Origin of the sequence: Nonomuraea sp. NPDC059007 (assembly GCF_042740555.1) — a bacterium.
GTDB lineage: Bacteria > Actinomycetota > Actinomycetes > Streptosporangiales > Streptosporangiaceae > Nonomuraea.
This window is the reverse complement of record NZ_JBHYJD010000066.1, coordinates 1-14,072: the sequence shown is the minus strand read 5'-3', so window position 1 is coordinate 14,072 and position 14,072 is coordinate 1. Positions and strand designations below refer to the sequence as shown.

Annotated in this window: 15 protein-coding genes; 3 read left to right on the top strand and 12 right to left on the bottom strand. The window is 71.4% G+C overall.

Annotation, left to right across the window (positions count from 1 at the left end):
- Positions 1 to 206 precede the first annotated feature (206 nt).
- Complete coding sequence (locus ACFWY5_RS52060; protein ID WP_379639492.1) at positions 207 to 476, top strand: hypothetical protein; 270 nt, start codon at positions 207 to 209, stop codon at positions 474 to 476.
- Positions 477 to 654: 178 nt separating this feature from the next.
- On the opposite strand, the gene ACFWY5_RS52055 is transcribed toward ACFWY5_RS52060, so the two are convergent.
- Positions 655 to 1,266 (bottom strand): TetR family transcriptional regulator, encoded by a 612-nt coding sequence (locus ACFWY5_RS52055; RefSeq protein ID WP_379639491.1) that lies wholly within the window; start codon positions 1,264 to 1,266, stop codon positions 655 to 657.
- Between the two features lie 90 nt (positions 1,267 to 1,356).
- On the opposite strand from ACFWY5_RS52055, the gene ACFWY5_RS52050 reads away from it, so the two are divergent.
- Entirely contained in the window at positions 1,357 to 2,241 is an 885-nt protein-coding gene (locus tag ACFWY5_RS52050) for an SDR family oxidoreductase (protein ID WP_379639490.1), read from the top strand.
- A 20-nt stretch (positions 2,242 to 2,261) separates the two neighbouring features.
- Here the strand turns inward: ACFWY5_RS52050 and ACFWY5_RS52045 are convergent, their stop codons facing one another.
- From ACFWY5_RS52045 to ACFWY5_RS52020, 6 genes are all read right to left on the bottom strand, one after another.
- Positions 2,262 to 2,399 (bottom strand): hypothetical protein, encoded by a 138-nt coding sequence (locus tag ACFWY5_RS52045; RefSeq protein ID WP_379626171.1) that lies wholly within the window; start codon positions 2,397 to 2,399, stop codon positions 2,262 to 2,264.
- Positions 2,400 to 2,707: 308 nt separating this feature from the next.
- Complete coding sequence (locus tag ACFWY5_RS52040; protein ID WP_379639489.1) at positions 2,708 to 3,673, bottom strand: helix-turn-helix domain-containing protein; 966 nt, start codon at positions 3,671 to 3,673, stop codon at positions 2,708 to 2,710.
- A gap of 43 nt (positions 3,674 to 3,716) precedes the next feature.
- Complete coding sequence (locus ACFWY5_RS52035) at positions 3,717 to 4,616, bottom strand: LysR family transcriptional regulator (protein ID WP_379639488.1); 900 nt, start codon at positions 4,614 to 4,616, stop codon at positions 3,717 to 3,719.
- On the bottom strand, positions 4,613 to 5,308 hold the full coding sequence (locus ACFWY5_RS52030) for a hypothetical protein (protein WP_379626165.1): 696 nt from the start codon (positions 5,306 to 5,308) through the stop codon (positions 4,613 to 4,615). Before ACFWY5_RS52030 ends, ACFWY5_RS52035 begins: the two co-directional genes overlap by 4 nt.
- Before the next feature lie 75 nt (positions 5,309 to 5,383).
- Complete coding sequence (locus tag ACFWY5_RS52025) at positions 5,384 to 5,803, bottom strand: hypothetical protein (RefSeq protein ID WP_379626163.1); 420 nt, start codon at positions 5,801 to 5,803, stop codon at positions 5,384 to 5,386.
- 74 nt (positions 5,804 to 5,877) lie between these two features.
- Positions 5,878 to 6,876 carry a helix-turn-helix transcriptional regulator gene (locus tag ACFWY5_RS52020; protein WP_379626161.1) on the bottom strand — a complete coding sequence of 333 codons (999 nt, stop codon included), beginning with the start codon at positions 6,874 to 6,876 and terminating at the stop codon, positions 5,878 to 5,880.
- 102 nt (positions 6,877 to 6,978) lie between these two features.
- Between ACFWY5_RS52020 and ACFWY5_RS52015 the strand changes: the two genes are divergently transcribed.
- Positions 6,979 to 8,223, top strand: a complete 1,245-nt coding sequence (locus ACFWY5_RS52015) for an FAD-dependent oxidoreductase (RefSeq protein WP_379639487.1) — start codon at positions 6,979 to 6,981, stop codon at positions 8,221 to 8,223.
- Between the two features lie 78 nt (positions 8,224 to 8,301).
- On the opposite strand, the gene ACFWY5_RS52010 is transcribed toward ACFWY5_RS52015, so the two are convergent.
- From ACFWY5_RS52010 to ACFWY5_RS51990, 5 genes are all read right to left on the bottom strand, one after another.
- Positions 8,302 to 9,513: a PucR family transcriptional regulator gene (locus ACFWY5_RS52010; protein ID WP_379639486.1), complete on the bottom strand. Its 1,212-nt coding sequence runs from the start codon at positions 9,511 to 9,513 to the stop codon at positions 8,302 to 8,304.
- Between the two features lie 10 nt (positions 9,514 to 9,523).
- A complete protein-coding gene (locus ACFWY5_RS52005) occupies positions 9,524 to 11,548 on the bottom strand; it encodes a prolyl oligopeptidase family serine peptidase (RefSeq protein ID WP_379639485.1) in 2,025 nt (674 codons plus the stop codon).
- 143 nt (positions 11,549 to 11,691) lie between these two features.
- Positions 11,692 to 12,090, bottom strand: a complete 399-nt coding sequence (locus ACFWY5_RS52000; protein WP_379639484.1) for a hypothetical protein — start codon at positions 12,088 to 12,090, stop codon at positions 11,692 to 11,694.
- 218 nt (positions 12,091 to 12,308) lie between these two features.
- Complete coding sequence (locus ACFWY5_RS51995; protein WP_379639483.1) at positions 12,309 to 13,088, bottom strand: maleylpyruvate isomerase family mycothiol-dependent enzyme; 780 nt, start codon at positions 13,086 to 13,088, stop codon at positions 12,309 to 12,311.
- A 63-nt stretch (positions 13,089 to 13,151) separates the two neighbouring features.
- Positions 13,152 to 13,904 carry an IclR family transcriptional regulator gene (locus ACFWY5_RS51990; RefSeq protein WP_379626149.1) on the bottom strand — a complete coding sequence of 251 codons (753 nt, stop codon included), beginning with the start codon at positions 13,902 to 13,904 and terminating at the stop codon, positions 13,152 to 13,154.
- Between the last annotated feature and the right edge of the window lie 168 nt (positions 13,905 to 14,072).

The window sequence follows — 14,072 nt, the reverse complement described above, 5'->3', positions numbered from 1 at the left end:
GAGGTGAGCCGTCGGCGGGTGACCGCCGCCTGGCTCGGGGCGGGCGTCGCGGCGCTGACCGGGTGTGCGGCGGCCGCCGGGCCGCCGCGGCGGCTGCGCCTCGCGACGGGGCCGGAGGGCGGTCCGTACAACGCCTTCGGCAAGGCCCTCGCGCGGGCCGTCGCGGCGAGCGGGTCACCCGGGCGTTCGGCGCGTGGAGCGCCTGCATGGCGGAGGCGGGCTCGCGCTACCCGGATCCGCTCAGCGCGATCACCGACCGGCGCTGGTCGACCAAGCAGCCCACCGAGCAGGAGATACGCACGGCCCAGGCGGACGTGCGCTGCAAGGAGAAGACCGGTCTCGTGGCGCTCTGGGCAGCCGCCGACACCCGCCTGCAGAACGACGCGATCCGCGCTCATCCGAAGAAGTTCCGGGAGCTGAAGGCGGTCAAGGACCGGCAGCTTGAGGCAGCTCGCCGTGTCCTCGCCCGAGGCTGACACCGGTACGTCCAACGCGGCCCCCATCGGTGACTACGGGGTGTAGGCGAGCAGGGTCGCCGGCGGTCAGCGGCCCACCAGCCCGTCAAGGAGGTCGGGCCAGGGGAGGCCGACCGTGCTTAAGGCGTCGAACAGGTCTTTGGGAGATGGGCGGGAAGTCCCATGATCTCGGTAGTCCCTAGGACGTGGCTTCGGAAACGAGGACGGAGCGAGCCGCCCTGCGGACGATCTCGGGGAGGGAACCGTGCTCGGCGCCGCTGTTCAGGTGAACGGCGGCGGCGCCGAGCACCGCGCCGATCGCGGCGCCGGCCAGCGCGGCGGCCTCCACCTGGTCCATTTGCCCGGAGAACGCCTCATGGAGGGTGCGGGCCCAGATCGTGTGTACGTCGGCGACGCGGAGCAGCGCGCGGGCCCGCAGAGCCGGTTCGGTGGAGATCAGGCGGGCTCGTACCGGGACCAGTTCGCTGTCCGGATCCAGGCTCCAGACCGGCGCGTCGAGCATGCGGTCCACGGCCTCAAGCAGGGCCTGCCGGGGCGTGGTCGCGTGGGACGGGTCGGTGAGGACCTCCCGGAGGAGGTCGCGGTGCGCGGCGGTGTCGTCGAAGAGCACGGCTTCTTTGTCCGGGAAGTAGTTGAAGAACGTGGCACGTGAGACGTTCGCCGCCGCGGCGATCTGGGCGACTGTGACCGGCTCGTAGCCGTGCTCGGCGAACAGGCGGAGGGCGGTGGTGGCGATTTCGCGTCGTGTGCGCAGCTTCTTGCGCTCACGGAGCCCGGACTCGGTGTTCATGCCCACCAATGGTAGACGACGACTAAAATTTGACACTGTCTAAGTTTTTCGCATAGAAGGTAACGAAACACCGATCAGAGGGATCACCCCATGAAGCACCTTGCGGGAACCACGGCATTCATCACCGGCGGCGCCCAGGGAATCGGGTTCGGCATCGCCCGCGCCCTGCGTGACCAGGGCGTACGGCTGGCACTCGCCGACATCAACCCCAGCGCGCTGCGAGCGGCCGAGGCGGAGCTGGGGCCCGGCCCCGAGGTGGCCACGTTCGCCTTCGACGTCCGCGACCGGGATCGCTTCGCCGAGTCCGTCGACGAGGCGGAACGCCGGCTCGGCCCGATCTCGGTACTGTGCAACAACGCGGGCATCGCCTTCCCCGAGACCGTCGACGACATGACCTACGACCTGTGGGACCTCACCCTGGGCATCAACCTCGGCGGGGTCGTCAACGGCGTGCAGACCCTGCTGCCCCGGATGCTGAAGCGCGGCACCCCCGCCCACATCGTCAACACCGCGTCCGCCGCCGGACTGGTCGCCGCCGTCGGCTACATGTACTCCACCTCCAAGTACGCGGTCGTGGGCTTGTCGGAGTCGCTCAGCAACCAGTTGCGGGCCGCCAAGAGCCCCGTCGGGGTGACGGTGCTGTGCCCCGGCGCCGTCGCCACCGAGATCGCCGCGAGCACGCGCAAGGCGTTCGCCGACCCGTCCGCGGGCCTGTCCACCGCCCGGGACCGGGTGGAACGACTCACCCCGAAGGTCAAGGCCACTCTCGCCAGGTACGGCGTGGCCCCCGACCACGTCGGCGAACTCGTGGTGGCGGCCATCCGCGAGGACCGGCTCTACGTGCACACCGACCGCGCGGGAATCGACCTCATCAAGGCCCGCACCCAGGCGTTGCTGGACGCCATGCCCGTGGCCGGCGGCCAGGGCGGCGACTTCGCGGACTTCCGCGCGTCGATCCGGGCCGAGGACTCCTGAGAGACGGCACGCGGAGGGGATCACAGTTCCAGCGTTCCGAGGTCGTGAACGACCTGGCCGAGGGCGCGGACGGCGGCACTGCCAGCCGCGGTGCGCCGGATCAGGGCGTACCGGAGGGCGGGCATGTCCGTGATGGGCAGCCACCGCACGTGGGGCATGGACCAGTACCGGGTCACGTGCGCGGGGAAGGGGTGGACGAACCCTGGCCGGCCTCACCGCCACGGTGGAAGCCGAATTCTGCCCAGCCCGGTAAACCGCGTCTCCCCACCTGGTCGACGCGCGCTCCAGCCCCGACAGGATCGATCTTGACGGGGGTCCCGGCGAGGTGGTGCCCGGCCGGGGGACGGCGTCGTCGGACACTCTGCTGACCTTTCTTGACCCGGCAGGCCGCCGCCACGGCCAGGAAGATCCGCGCACGGGTGGGAGTACAGCACTGTCGCCACTTCCTTTGGAAGGGAGGAGAACGTCACTGTCCGGGTGGGGCCGGTAGGGAGCGGCGGTAGGCGCGGGGGGTGAGGCCGAAGGCGCGGCGGAAGGCATGGGTGAAGGCGGACGGGCTGGCGAAGCCCCAGCGGACCGCGATCGTGTGGATGGGCTGGCTGGAGTTGGCCAGATCGGTGCGGCAGCGTTCCAGGCGGCGGCGCCGGATCAGCGAGGCGACACCTTCGTCTCGGTTGTCGAACAGGGCGTAGAGGGTGCGCAGGGAGATGTGGTGGTGGGCGGCGATGGATCGAGGCGCCAGCTGGGGGTCGGTGAGCTGGTGGTCGATGAAGGTGTCGATGCGGCGGAGCAGTACCTGCTGCCGGGTTTCGGGTGGTAACCGGTCGGTGGCGTTGAGGCGCTGGGCGAGCAGCCCGGAGGCGAGGTCCAGCGCGGTCTGCTCCAGCGCGGGCAGCTCTTGCGGGGCGCATTCGGCGGCGTGGGTGTGCAGGCAGGTGAGGAACTGGCGGAACAGGGCGCCCAGGCCCTGCCCGGTGGTGAATCTGCTGCCCAGCGCCGCGTCCAGCCGGTCGGCCGGCAGGGTGATCATCGTGCGGGGGATGTTGAGTACCGTCAGCTCGGTGTTTCCCGGCCCGGGCAGCGCGGCGGTGCAGGGGTGGGAGGTGTCCCAGAGGACCACGTCCCCGGCCTCCAGCCGGACGGCGGCACGGCCCTGGGAGAGGTCGAAGCTGCCATGGGTGACCAGCCCCAGGAGGTAGTGCTCCGCATCGCCGCGGCGGATCAGCCGCATGTTCCGCCAGACCTGGTGGCCCGCGGCGATGTGGCGGGAAAGGGTGACCTGTCCCAGGCTGAGCATGGCCGAGTGGACGCGGAACGTCGCGGGGTCGGTGACCGCCAGGTCGTAAGGGACCGCGGACCGGGACACGAGATCCCGGTACCACTCCACCCGCTCCCCGGCCGCCACCTCGTCCGTGGAACCCCACAACCACACAACGAATCCTCCTCCTGTCATACGGGCGATGCGGGAAAAGTGCTCAGGCCAGATGCGCTGAGGACTCAAGCGACCCGGGGCGAGGCGCCGGCGGGACGGCCGCCAGCTCGGCGAAGGCGCCCGCGGTGGGGAGCGGGTCGGCGGGCAGGGCGAGAAGGACCGAGCGCTCAGCCGGCGGGTCCAGCGGGATGGCGTGCACGCCCGGGCTGTGGGCGGGAAGGGACAGCTCGGGGATGATGCTCACGCCGAGCCCCTCGGCGACCATGGCCAGGATGCTGTTGGTGTCGCGTACCCGGTAATGGCAGCGCAGGCTGACCTCCGCCGCCTGGGCGACCTTCGTGATCAGGGGCTCGCAGCCGCCCGTGGACATGATGAACGGGCGCCGGGCCAGCTCGGCCATCGTCACGGAGCCGCGCACGGCCAGGTCGTGGCCGCTGGGCAGGACGGCCAGCATGCGGTCGGTGGCCAGCGTCCGCGTCATCGTCCCGGCGGGCAACGGGATCCCGGCCGAGACCGTCACGACGTCCGCCGCGCCCGTTTCCAGCCACTCCAGCACCTCGTCGTCCGAGCCCTCCATGACGGTGAGCCGCACCTGCGGGCACGCGTCTTCGAAGCGGCGCAGGATCGGTGGCAGCAGGCGGACGTTGGCGCTGGGGATGGTGCCGAGGCGGAGGCTGCCGCGTTCGCGTACCCCGGCGACCTCCTGCTCCAGCGCCTCCACCTGGGTGAGGATGAGCGTGGCGCGGCGGCACACGGCCCGTCCGGTCGCCGTGAGGCTCACCCCGTGGTTGCCGCGCACCAGCAACGCGACGCCGAGCTCGCTCTCCAGCGTACGCAGGGCGTGGCTGACGGCGGACTGCGTGACGCACAGCTCCTCGGCGGCCCGGGTCATGTTGCCGGTACGCGCGACCGCCTGCAGGATCCTGAGCTGGGTGAAGGTCACAGGGCCGCCCGCAGCAGGCCGACGACCAGCGGGTGCGGCGCCTCGGGGCGCGAGCGGGCCTGCGGCACGAACAGCGTCGCCACGTAGTAGGGGTGGCCGGGGATCTCCAGCACGCGGGCCTCGCCGTCGGCGTCCACGCCGGTGACCGAGAAGCCGCCGTCGTGCAGGGTCCGCTGCCGCGCGGGGTCGAGGCCGAAGTTGCAGTAGTACTCCTCCTCGACCTCGGTCCGCCCGTACCAGCCGGCCACCCGGGAGCCGGGGCTCAGCGTGACGGGCATGGTCTTGCCCGCCAGCGAGCAGGCCAGCGACGAGATGAAGAGCGTGGAGGCGTAGGGGTCGTACTCGGCGTGCTGGGCATCCTCGTAGCCGAGCTCGTGGCGGGCGTACTCGATGATCATGTGCTGGCAGCCGCCGCAGGTGCCGAGGGTGGGCACGTGGTGCCGCCGGCCGTACCGGAGCGCTTCGAGGGCGCCACGCAGACTGCGGTACGGGCTGCCGGGCGCGCACCACAGCACGTCGGCGGCCCTGACCTCGGCAAGGTCGGATTCGAGCGGTTGCGTGCCGAGCCAGCGCACGTCCACACCGACGCCCAGGTACGCGGCCGCGTGCACCAGCGCGCCATCGGTGGCCTGGTGCGGGGGAAACGCCGGGTCGCGGTCGCCGATGACCGCGACCCGCAGTGTTCGGTCCATGACCCTCATCGTGCGGCTATCCCGCTCTGAGCGCCAATGCGGGACCACTCGTGGACCATGAACGATCGCTCATGTCTAGCGATAATAGTTCTTGGGACTCCCGCATTGCTGCCCGTCGGCGAAGTTCTGGCAGACGGTGATCTTGACCCGGTAGATCCAGGACCGGCTGAGGTGGAAGGCGAAGCGTTTGGTGCCGTCGGCCACGGTCCGGCTGTCCGACGTCAGCTTCTGGTCCTTGTCGTTGAAGCCCTCGAAAACCACCGTGGTCGAGTAACTCCTGTTCGTGCGGCTGTAAACACTCCCCGAAATGCTCGGCAGCGAGCTTGGAAGGCTCCAGTGGATCTCCCCTTGGGAGAAGCCCATTCTGCAGTCGGAGTTCTTGTAGCAGACGTGGAATTTCCCGTCGGCGGACGCGGACGCGGGAAGGGGAACGGCGGTCGTCAGCCCGCCGGCGAGAGCGGTCGATATGAGTACGGCGTTCAGCAGCTTTTTCACATCGGCCACCCCATCAGGTCGATATACGGGCGGAAAGAGCCGTGCGCGGATTCGCGGCAAGGGCCGCATGGCTGTCAATTGCCGGCCGCCACGGCACGCCACCTGCGTACGAGCCGGCGGCAGGCGTGCTTCAGCTCGGACGGTGTCACCTGGTCCAGATCGGCGTCGAAGGTGGCGAGGATGCCGGCGACACCCGCCCACGACCACGCTCCGAGCGTGAGACGGCAGTGATCGGGGCCGAGGTGCTCGACCACCGATCCGCCCGGCGCCCAGCGCGCGACGGTTTCGGCGGGCAGGTTCAGGCGCGCGGTCCCGGTGCACGGCCACGTGGCGGGAGTGTCGCCGCGGTCGTGGCTGGTCATGACGAAGCGCGCGACGTCGCCGCCGGGCAGGTCTCTGGGCGGGAAGGGAACGCCGGTGGGGGAGCGCAGGTGCAGGCGGTCGAGGCGGCGAACCCGCCAGGCGCCGTCGGCGAGGTCGTAGGCGACGAGGTACCACCGCCCGGCCCAGATCACCAGGTGGTGGGGCTCGATCCGGCGGGCGGGGGAGAAGTCGTCCTCGCCCGGGGCCGGGCGGGTGCCGTCGGCCCTCACCATGTCGACGATCAGGACGTGGCGGTGGCGTACCGCGATTCCGGCGGCCCTGAGCCGTTCGGAACCGATGGGATCGGCCGGGAACTCCCAGTAGTTCTGCAGGCTGGTCAGGTTCAGCGACTCCATGGCCGTTCTGAGCCTGGCCGGCATGATGCGTTTCAGCGCGTCCAGTGCTCGTTCGGCGTCCTCGCCGAGTCCGAAGACGCTGCTGGGCGCGGTCTGCAGGGCGACCGTGATCGCGAGCGCCTGCTCGTCGTCGAGCAGCAGCGGCGGCAGAGCGTGCCCGGCGCCCAGACGGTAGCCGCCGCCCGGGCCGTGGACGGTGGTGACGGGGTAGTCGAGCGCCCGCAGGGTCTCGATGTCGCGGCGGACGGTGCGCTCGCTGACCTCCAGCCGCGAGGCGAGCTCACCCAGCGACCAGCATCGAGCTGTCGAGAGCAGCGACAGCAGTCGCAGCGCACGTCGTGAGGTTTCGGCCATGAGGTTCATCCTGCACCAGTAGTGGACACTCGATGTCCACCACCGATGGCACTGTCTCCGGCGATACCTGTTCGGACAAGCAACAAAGGAGTCCTGCGAAGGATGCGCATCATCGTCATCGGGGGCGGCATCGGCGGATTGGCGCTGGCCGCGGGTCTACGCCGGCACGGGTTCGACGTGGCGGTCTTCGAACGAGACACCGACGTCACGGCAACAGGGGGCTACCACATCACCCTCGACGGCCGGGCCCAGGAGGCCCTGCGCCGGCTCGTCCCGCCGGAGATCGTCGAACGACTGCTGGCCTCGTCATCGGCGCTCCGGCTCCGCGACCCGGACGCGTTCTGGGACTGGCACGGACGCCTCCTGGGCTACGGGCCGCGGCTGGCCGACAGCCCGAGCGTGGACATCGACCGCATCACGTTGCGGACCCTGCTGGCCGACGCGGTCGGCGACGATCTTCACTTGGGACAGACCGTCACCGGCATCGGGCACGCCGGCGACGGGACGCCGCAGGTCGTTCTCGCGGACGGGACCACGCGGCAGTGCGACCTGCTGGTGGGCGCGGACGGCGCCCACTCGCTGGTCGCCAGGCACCTCGCCGGAGGCCCCACGAACAAGCCCGTCGGGATCATCGGCTTCTCCGGCCGGACGGCGGCCGAGGACCTGAGCCCGGTGGAGCGGAAGCGGCTCGGGCCGCGGTCGGGGATGGTGATCGCGCCTCGGGGCGCGGCACTGTACGTCGGCTTCCTCGACCCGGTGGGCAATGCCGTACTGGATGCCCCTCACCTGCGCGCCTCGGTCACGACCGGCCCCACCTACATCTGGGGCGCGATGTTCCCCGAGTCCGCCGAGACCGGCTCGGTACGCGGGCTGCGCGGAGACGAGCTGCGGGAGGCCCTGCTGGCCAGGTTCCGCCGCCACGGGTGGGGCGAGGGCCCGCTCGAGGTCATCGCCAAGGCCGATGCGGACAGCATCGCCGCGTTCCGGTTCAACGCCGCCTCGACACGGGCACAGGACCTCGCTCCCTGGGCCGCCGGGTCCATCACCGCCCTGGGCGACGCCGTCCACGCCACGCCGCCGACCGCCGGCATGGGAGCGGGCGCCGCGATCCGCGACGCCGCCGGCCTGTTCACGAACCTGTGCGAGGTCACCGCCGGGACCACCACCCTCTCCGTGGCGGTCAGCCGGTTCGAGGCGGACATGCGGGTGCGTGGCGCGGAGATCCTCGGCCTGGCCATGCGGACGGTCCGCTGGATCCTGGCCACCGACACCCCGCTGGGCGCGGCCGTCACGACCGCGGCGACCCCCGTGCTCGCCGCCGCCGGCCGCCTCAGAGGCCTGCGCTGACATTGAGCCGCGCGGGGAACCGGGCGGCACAAGCCGGGCGGCACTCCCTGACCCGACGGCCCGTGCGCCACGGGGCGCTCATCTCAGAGAGGTCAATCTGGCGATCTTGAGCCCCAGGTGCAGGGTGAGCCGGTCGTCTCCGCTGGACAGGTCGGCGGAGGCGATCTCCTCGATCCTGCGCAGCCTGTAGTAGAGGCTGGCACGGTGGATGCACAGGCTCGCCGCGGTGCGCTTGACGTCGCCGGCGTGGTCGAGGAACGTCTCCAGCGTGGTGACCAGCGCCTCGTGACCGGCGTCGTGGTCGAGCAGCCGGCGCAGGCCGGGGTGAAGGCTGTGACCGAGGCGGTCGGCGGGCAGTTCGGCCAGCAGCCCGTAGACGCCGAGCTTGGCGTGGGCGACGACGGGGCCGAGGACGCGGATGATGCCGGCCACGTCGGCGGCCTGCCCGGCCTCGGCATAGGAATGGTACGCGCCGGTCAGGCCCGGTTGATGGCCGCCGATGCCGACCCAGCATTCCTGCGGGGTCCTGCCGCTCTCGGCGGCCAGGCGCCGGTGGAGCGTGGCGGCGAGGTCGTCGATCTCGGCGCCGGCTGAGACGGGCTGGACCAGGATCAGGATGCCGTGGTCGGGGCGTTCCAGATGGATGGTCGTGCGCGGCGGCAGGCGGCGGCGCACGTGGTCGAGGCCGGCCGTCAGGGCGAGCCGGTCCCGTTCGCCGAGCGGCCGGGTCCGGTCGTGCGTGATCGTCGCCACCAGCGCGCGCACCGGGCCGGCCGTGATCAGTTCCTCCTCGATCAGCCGTTGCGCGGCGTCATCGCGCAGCCGCGGGTCGGCCGAGATCAGATCGCGTACCAGCTCGCGTTCGCGGCCACGGCTGAGCTCGCCGATCAAGTACTCCCGGTGGAGCGTGAGCGCGGCGCTCTCGGCGGCCTGCCGTACGGCGGCGAGATCTTTGTCCTTGACCGGGCCGTCCGACTGCAGCAACCAGAGAAACCCCAGAAGCGACTGCTCGTGGCGGACGGCCATGCCGACGCGAGCCACGTCGAGCCCGAGTTCGGGCATGGCCGGCACGGTGAACAGGTCGTGGGCCGCCAGCGCGCCGCTGGCGTGGATGTGGGCCACCACCTCGGGGGAGACGCGCCGGCGCATGATCGACTCGACGCGGGCGGAGTCCACCTCGCCGGTGTGCGCGGTGTAGGCGAGCAGGCGGATGCTCACGTCGTCGAGCGCCACCGACCGGCTCAGGCGGGCGCCGAGGCTGTCGACCAGTCGCTGGAGCTCCGATGCCATGGGCACCAGGCTACGCGGGGGTCATGCCCAGCTCCCGCATGAGGAAGGCCAGCAGTTCGGCGGCACGGCCGGTCACCTCGGCGCTGTCCAGCGCGGCGTGGCCGGCGCCCTTCCACACCCGCAGCAGGACGGGATGCCCGGAGGTGCTCGCCGGGCCGAGCCTGGCGGTGAACAGCCGGCCGTGGAAGGGCTGGCAACCCAGGTCATGCTCGCCGAACGCCTGCAGGATGGCGGGGTACGCGGTATCCGGCCTGATGTTGTGGTAGGGGGAGTAGGCGCGGATGACGTCGGCGTCCGCGGGCTCGTCCGGATCTCCGTAGTCCTCCAGGAAGACCGAGCGGACCGCCTGGCGGGCCGGATGATCGGCGCTGAGCGGCCGCAGCATGTCGAACAACGGCACCTCGGCGACCAGCGCGCGCCACAGATCGGGCCGCTGGGTGAGCGCCACCCCGGCCACCAGCCCGCCGTGGCTGGCGCTGTGAAAGCCCAGCTTGGCGGGCTCGGTCAGACCGGCCGCGATCATGTCCTCGGCGACGGCGTAGAGGTCGTCGAAGGTGTTCTGCTTGCGTGCCAGGCGCCCGTCCTCGTACCAGTCGCGCCCGTATTCGGCGCCGCCGCGCAGGATCGCGTGCACATAGACGCCGCCCGCGCGCAGGAACGGCGCGTAGTTGCCGAGGAAGCGCGGCATCCAGGCCACGTTGAACCCGCCATAGGCGTTGACCACCGCGGGATGTGGGCGATCGAGGTCGAGGTCGGCGCGGTGCACGATGAAGTACGGCACGCGGGTCCCGTCCCGGCTGGTGGCGTAACGCCGGGCGACGGTCATTCCGGCCAGCCCCGGCCGCCGGGCGCCGATCGGGACCGTCTCGCCCCGCTCGACGTCGTAGCGATAAGCGGTCAGCGGTTCGGCGAACGTGTTGTGGGAGAACGTGAGCACCTCCGATCGGTCGAAGCGGCGGCTGACCATGGCCGTCGGCGAACTGCCGATGCCGGGAAGCTCGATGCGCCCGGCCGGCTCGCCGTCCGCGGTGACGAGCCGGAATCCCACGACCGCGTCGACCACCTCGCACAGGACCAGGAGGTCGCCGGCCTTGGTGACGCAGCGCAGCACCGCGTCGGACTCGGGCACCAGCTCACGCCAGGTGCCGGGGTCGGCGGAGGTCGCCACCGGGATGGCGGCGAGCCGGCCGCGCGGGGCGTCTCCGGTGACCACGGCGACGTAGGTGTCCTCGCCGTACCAGACGCCATGGCATTCGCCCGCGTAGCCGCCGGGCAGGAAGCGCCGCCACTCTCCGGTACGCCGGTCGAGGACGTGGCCGGCCACCTGTTCGTGCTGCCCGGTCAAGGTGATCATCCAGCGGCCGTGGGGAGAGACCTGCGGGGTGAGCCCGGACGGGGACGTGCCCAGCTCGCTGGAGTCGATCACGAAGATCGGCTCGCCGGGTTCACCGGGCGGCTCCACCGGCACGAACCACACCTGGTGATCGCCGGTTTCGGAACGATCGCACACGTAGAAGCCGCTGCCGTCCGGCAGCCAGCCGGGAACGGCTCCGGTGAGCAGGTGCCGGTGCGCCCCGATGGGGAGATCGCGGCCGGTCGCGGTGTCGACGACGCGCAGAGGGCCGATCATCTCGCCGCCGTGGTAGAGGCCGAAGACGACGCGGGAGCCGTCCCGCGTGGGCTCGTACCACACGAGTTGAGCGGGCTCGCCGTCGCGCGCGTAACTGGCGGCCTGCGGATCGACGAGCAACCTGCCGGGCTCGTCCGGGGAGTCCGACACCCACAGACCGAGCGCCGCCCGTTCCGCCGACGTGGGCGCCAGCCGGAACCAGCGGCCGCCGAGACGGCGCGGGGTCGTCCCGCCGAGACTGTCCGAGGCGCTCGGCGCCGCGGTCCCCGCCGCCAGCTCATCGCGGATCCGCGGAAAATGTTCCCACTCGCTCACATAGGAGCCGGCGATGGCGTCCTGCCGTTCCTGCCAGGCGCGCGAATCGCCGGTGTCGGGCCGCAGCCACTCATACGGGTCGGTGCTCACTCCGCCTCCAAACCTTCACTTGGGTGGGACAAGAGCCGCGTGGCAGACGCTCCACCGGTCTGCCCGCGCGCGGCGCGGACCGCGGCTCCGTCCGCAACGCGTGTTCCCCGGCGTCGTCGGCCAGGCCGTTCACCGTCGTCATGTCAGACCTCGGGGAACTCGACGTCGACGGTGGCGGCGCGGCGCGCCACGGCCATGGCCGGGGAAACCGCGTCCAGCACGCCCGGATCGCCACGGACCTCGACGGCCGGATCCACCTCTGTCCCCTGCCGGTGGGCCTGCCCGGCCCGCACCAGCCGCCGCCAGTCGCCGGCGAACGTCACGTCGGCGTGCGCGGGCTCATCGAGGGAGAACCTGGCGCCGGTGATCCGGTCGAAGCTCAGCACCCAGAAGACCGTGCCCCCGGGTCCGTCGCCGAGTTCGTAGGCGATCACGTAGTCCCGGTTCAGCGCCGCGCAGGCGGCGGCCACCTCGTCAGACCTCGCGAGCAGGTCGTTCATCTGCTCGATGTGCTCGTGGGACATGTAGACAGGCGTGCTCATCGGGCTCCTCGCTGATCCTTGAGCCGGGCCATTCGCACGTTACTCATGCCGCCACCACGCTCGATATCGGCATTCGTCGCAACAGGCGAAGAGCTGGACCGGCAGATGTCGCAGGCACACGACAGGATGCGGATCCCCGCACCGGCAACCGTTGAACGGATCAGGCCCAGACGGCGGCGGCCGGGTGTGCGGGGCGCGAGGTTGGGTCCAGGCGGGGGTCAGCCGTTGGCGACCCAGTCCATGTGTTCGATCCAGTGGTCGAGCAGCGCCCGATCCCCGTGCACCTCCAGCGCGGGAGCAGCGTCCAGGGGGCGGCGCCTGCTGATCACGAGCAGGAGGTCGGCGGCCGGGCCGCGTACCGCGACGTCCGCCTTGGCGTGCGTGCGCTCCAGCACGACCATGTCAGCCTCCCGGCGCGCCACCCACTCCCCGGGCGCGTCGGTCGCGTGGAAGTGCAGCGTCTGGCCGCTCCCGCGCATCGCGTCGGCGAAGCCGGGCCGGTTCTCCCAGTAGCCGCGGGACGTCAGCGTTTCCAGCCAGTCTTCGAGGGCCGCGACGGCGAACTCCGGCGCCAGCTCGTACGGCAGGCCGAGCGCCGCGGCCGCGTCGGCGCGATGCACACAGACCTCGCCCAGGAGCCGGCGGGACCAGAACGTCACACCCGAGGCGGCGCCCGAGGGATCCCACACCGGCGTGTCGTCGGTGACCGATGCGAACGCCCGGCTCGCCTCGGCCGCGCAGTCGTTCAGCCAGGCGCGCCACCGGCCCGGGTCGGCCGGACCCGGGACGTAGCCGGCGAACGCCTTGCCCGGCTCGGTCATCCGCTCGCCCACGAGCATGGTGACCATGCGCTGTACCCCGCCGACGTGGTCGACCAGATCGGTCAGGTTCCACTCCGGACAGGTCGGCACCGGCGCCGCCGCGTCCTTGCCGTGCACCCAGTCGGCGAACGTGCTCGTCTGCTCGACGACGGCCTTCAAATACGCGGACGTGTCCATCGCTGTATCTCCAAGTACGTTGCGGTGTTCATGGAGCGGATAGGGCGCCACCGGCGCGGGGGGTCAGGTGATCTCGGCGAGGAGTTTGGGGACGGCCGCCTGGAGCTGGGCGGCGATGGACTCGACGGCGTCGGCCCCGATGCGGCCCTCCGGGCCCGAGACCGAGATCGCCGAGAGCGTCGGCGCGCCGGTGACCGGTACGGCCAGGCAGCGTACGCCGGGTTCCTGCTCCGCGTCGTCCACGCAGTAACCGCGCCGCCTGATCTCGGCGAGTTCGACCATGAGCAGGTCCGGGTCGGTGATGGTGTTGGGGGTCTGGGCCGGCATGCCGGCGCGTTCGACGAGGGCGCGGGCGTCCTCGGGCGGGAGCTGGGCGAGCAGGGCCTTGCCCACCCCGGTGCAGTGGAGGTAGACGCGCCGGCCGACCTCGGTGAACATGCGCACGGAGTGGGTGGAGGGCACCTGGGCGACGTAGACGGCGCGGTCGCCGTCCATGACCGCCATGTTGGCCGTCTCGCCGACCGCGGCGACGAGGTCGGTCAGGACGGGCCGGGCCCAGGTGGCGAACATGCTGGAGGCGCTCTCACCGAGCCGGATCAGCCGGGGCCCCAGCGCGTAGCCGCGGGAGGGGAGCTGGCGGACGTAGCCCGACCCCACCAGGGTCCTGATGATCCGGTGGATGGTCGGCAGCGGCAGGCCCGAGAGCGTGGACAGGCGGCTGAGCTGCAGCTCTCCGCCCGCTTCCGCCATCAGCTCCAGTATCGCGAAAGCCCGTTCCAGCGATTGCACGCCGTTGGACGAGCGTGGTGCCGACATGTCCACAGTCTCCGGAGGCAGGTGGCGTTTTCTACCATACGGAAGAGTACATCCTCCGCAGGGCCACCATGCGTCAGGACCAGCTGGGTGCGAGGAAGATCAGCCAGGTGAGCAGGGGCGCGATGGCGATCATGCTGAATCCCCAGCGCATGAGGCCGCGGAAGACGT

What these genes read in the sequence shown, in the direction of transcription:
- ACFWY5_RS52015 (WP_379639487.1), top strand. Translation starts at nt 6,979, where the DNA reads ATGCGCATCATCGTCATCGGGGGCGGCATCGGCGGATTGGCGCTGGCC.
- ACFWY5_RS52050 (WP_379639490.1), top strand. Translation starts at nt 1,357, where the DNA reads ATGAAGCACCTTGCGGGAACCACGGCATTCATCACCGGCGGCGCCCAG.
- ACFWY5_RS52010 (WP_379639486.1), bottom strand. Translation starts at nt 9,513, where the DNA reads ATGGCATCGGAGCTCCAGCGACTGGTCGACAGCCTCGGCGCCCGCCTG.
- ACFWY5_RS52045 (WP_379626171.1), bottom strand. Translation starts at nt 2,399, where the DNA reads ATGCCCCACGTGCGGTGGCTGCCCATCACGGACATGCCCGCCCTCCGG.
- ACFWY5_RS52000 (WP_379639484.1), bottom strand. Translation starts at nt 12,090, where the DNA reads ATGAGCACGCCTGTCTACATGTCCCACGAGCACATCGAGCAGATGAAC.
- ACFWY5_RS51990 (WP_379626149.1), bottom strand. Translation starts at nt 13,904, where the DNA reads ATGTCGGCACCACGCTCGTCCAACGGCGTGCAATCGCTGGAACGGGCT.
- ACFWY5_RS52030 (WP_379626165.1), bottom strand. Translation starts at nt 5,308, where the DNA reads ATGGACCGAACACTGCGGGTCGCGGTCATCGGCGACCGCGACCCGGCG.
- ACFWY5_RS51995 (WP_379639483.1), bottom strand. Translation starts at nt 13,088, where the DNA reads ATGGACACGTCCGCGTATTTGAAGGCCGTCGTCGAGCAGACGAGCACG.
- ACFWY5_RS52020 (WP_379626161.1), bottom strand. Translation starts at nt 6,876, where the DNA reads ATGGCCGAAACCTCACGACGTGCGCTGCGACTGCTGTCGCTGCTCTCG.
- ACFWY5_RS52055 (WP_379639491.1), bottom strand. Translation starts at nt 1,266, where the DNA reads ATGAACACCGAGTCCGGGCTCCGTGAGCGCAAGAAGCTGCGCACACGA.
- ACFWY5_RS52060 (WP_379639492.1), top strand. Translation starts at nt 207, where the DNA reads ATGGCGGAGGCGGGCTCGCGCTACCCGGATCCGCTCAGCGCGATCACC.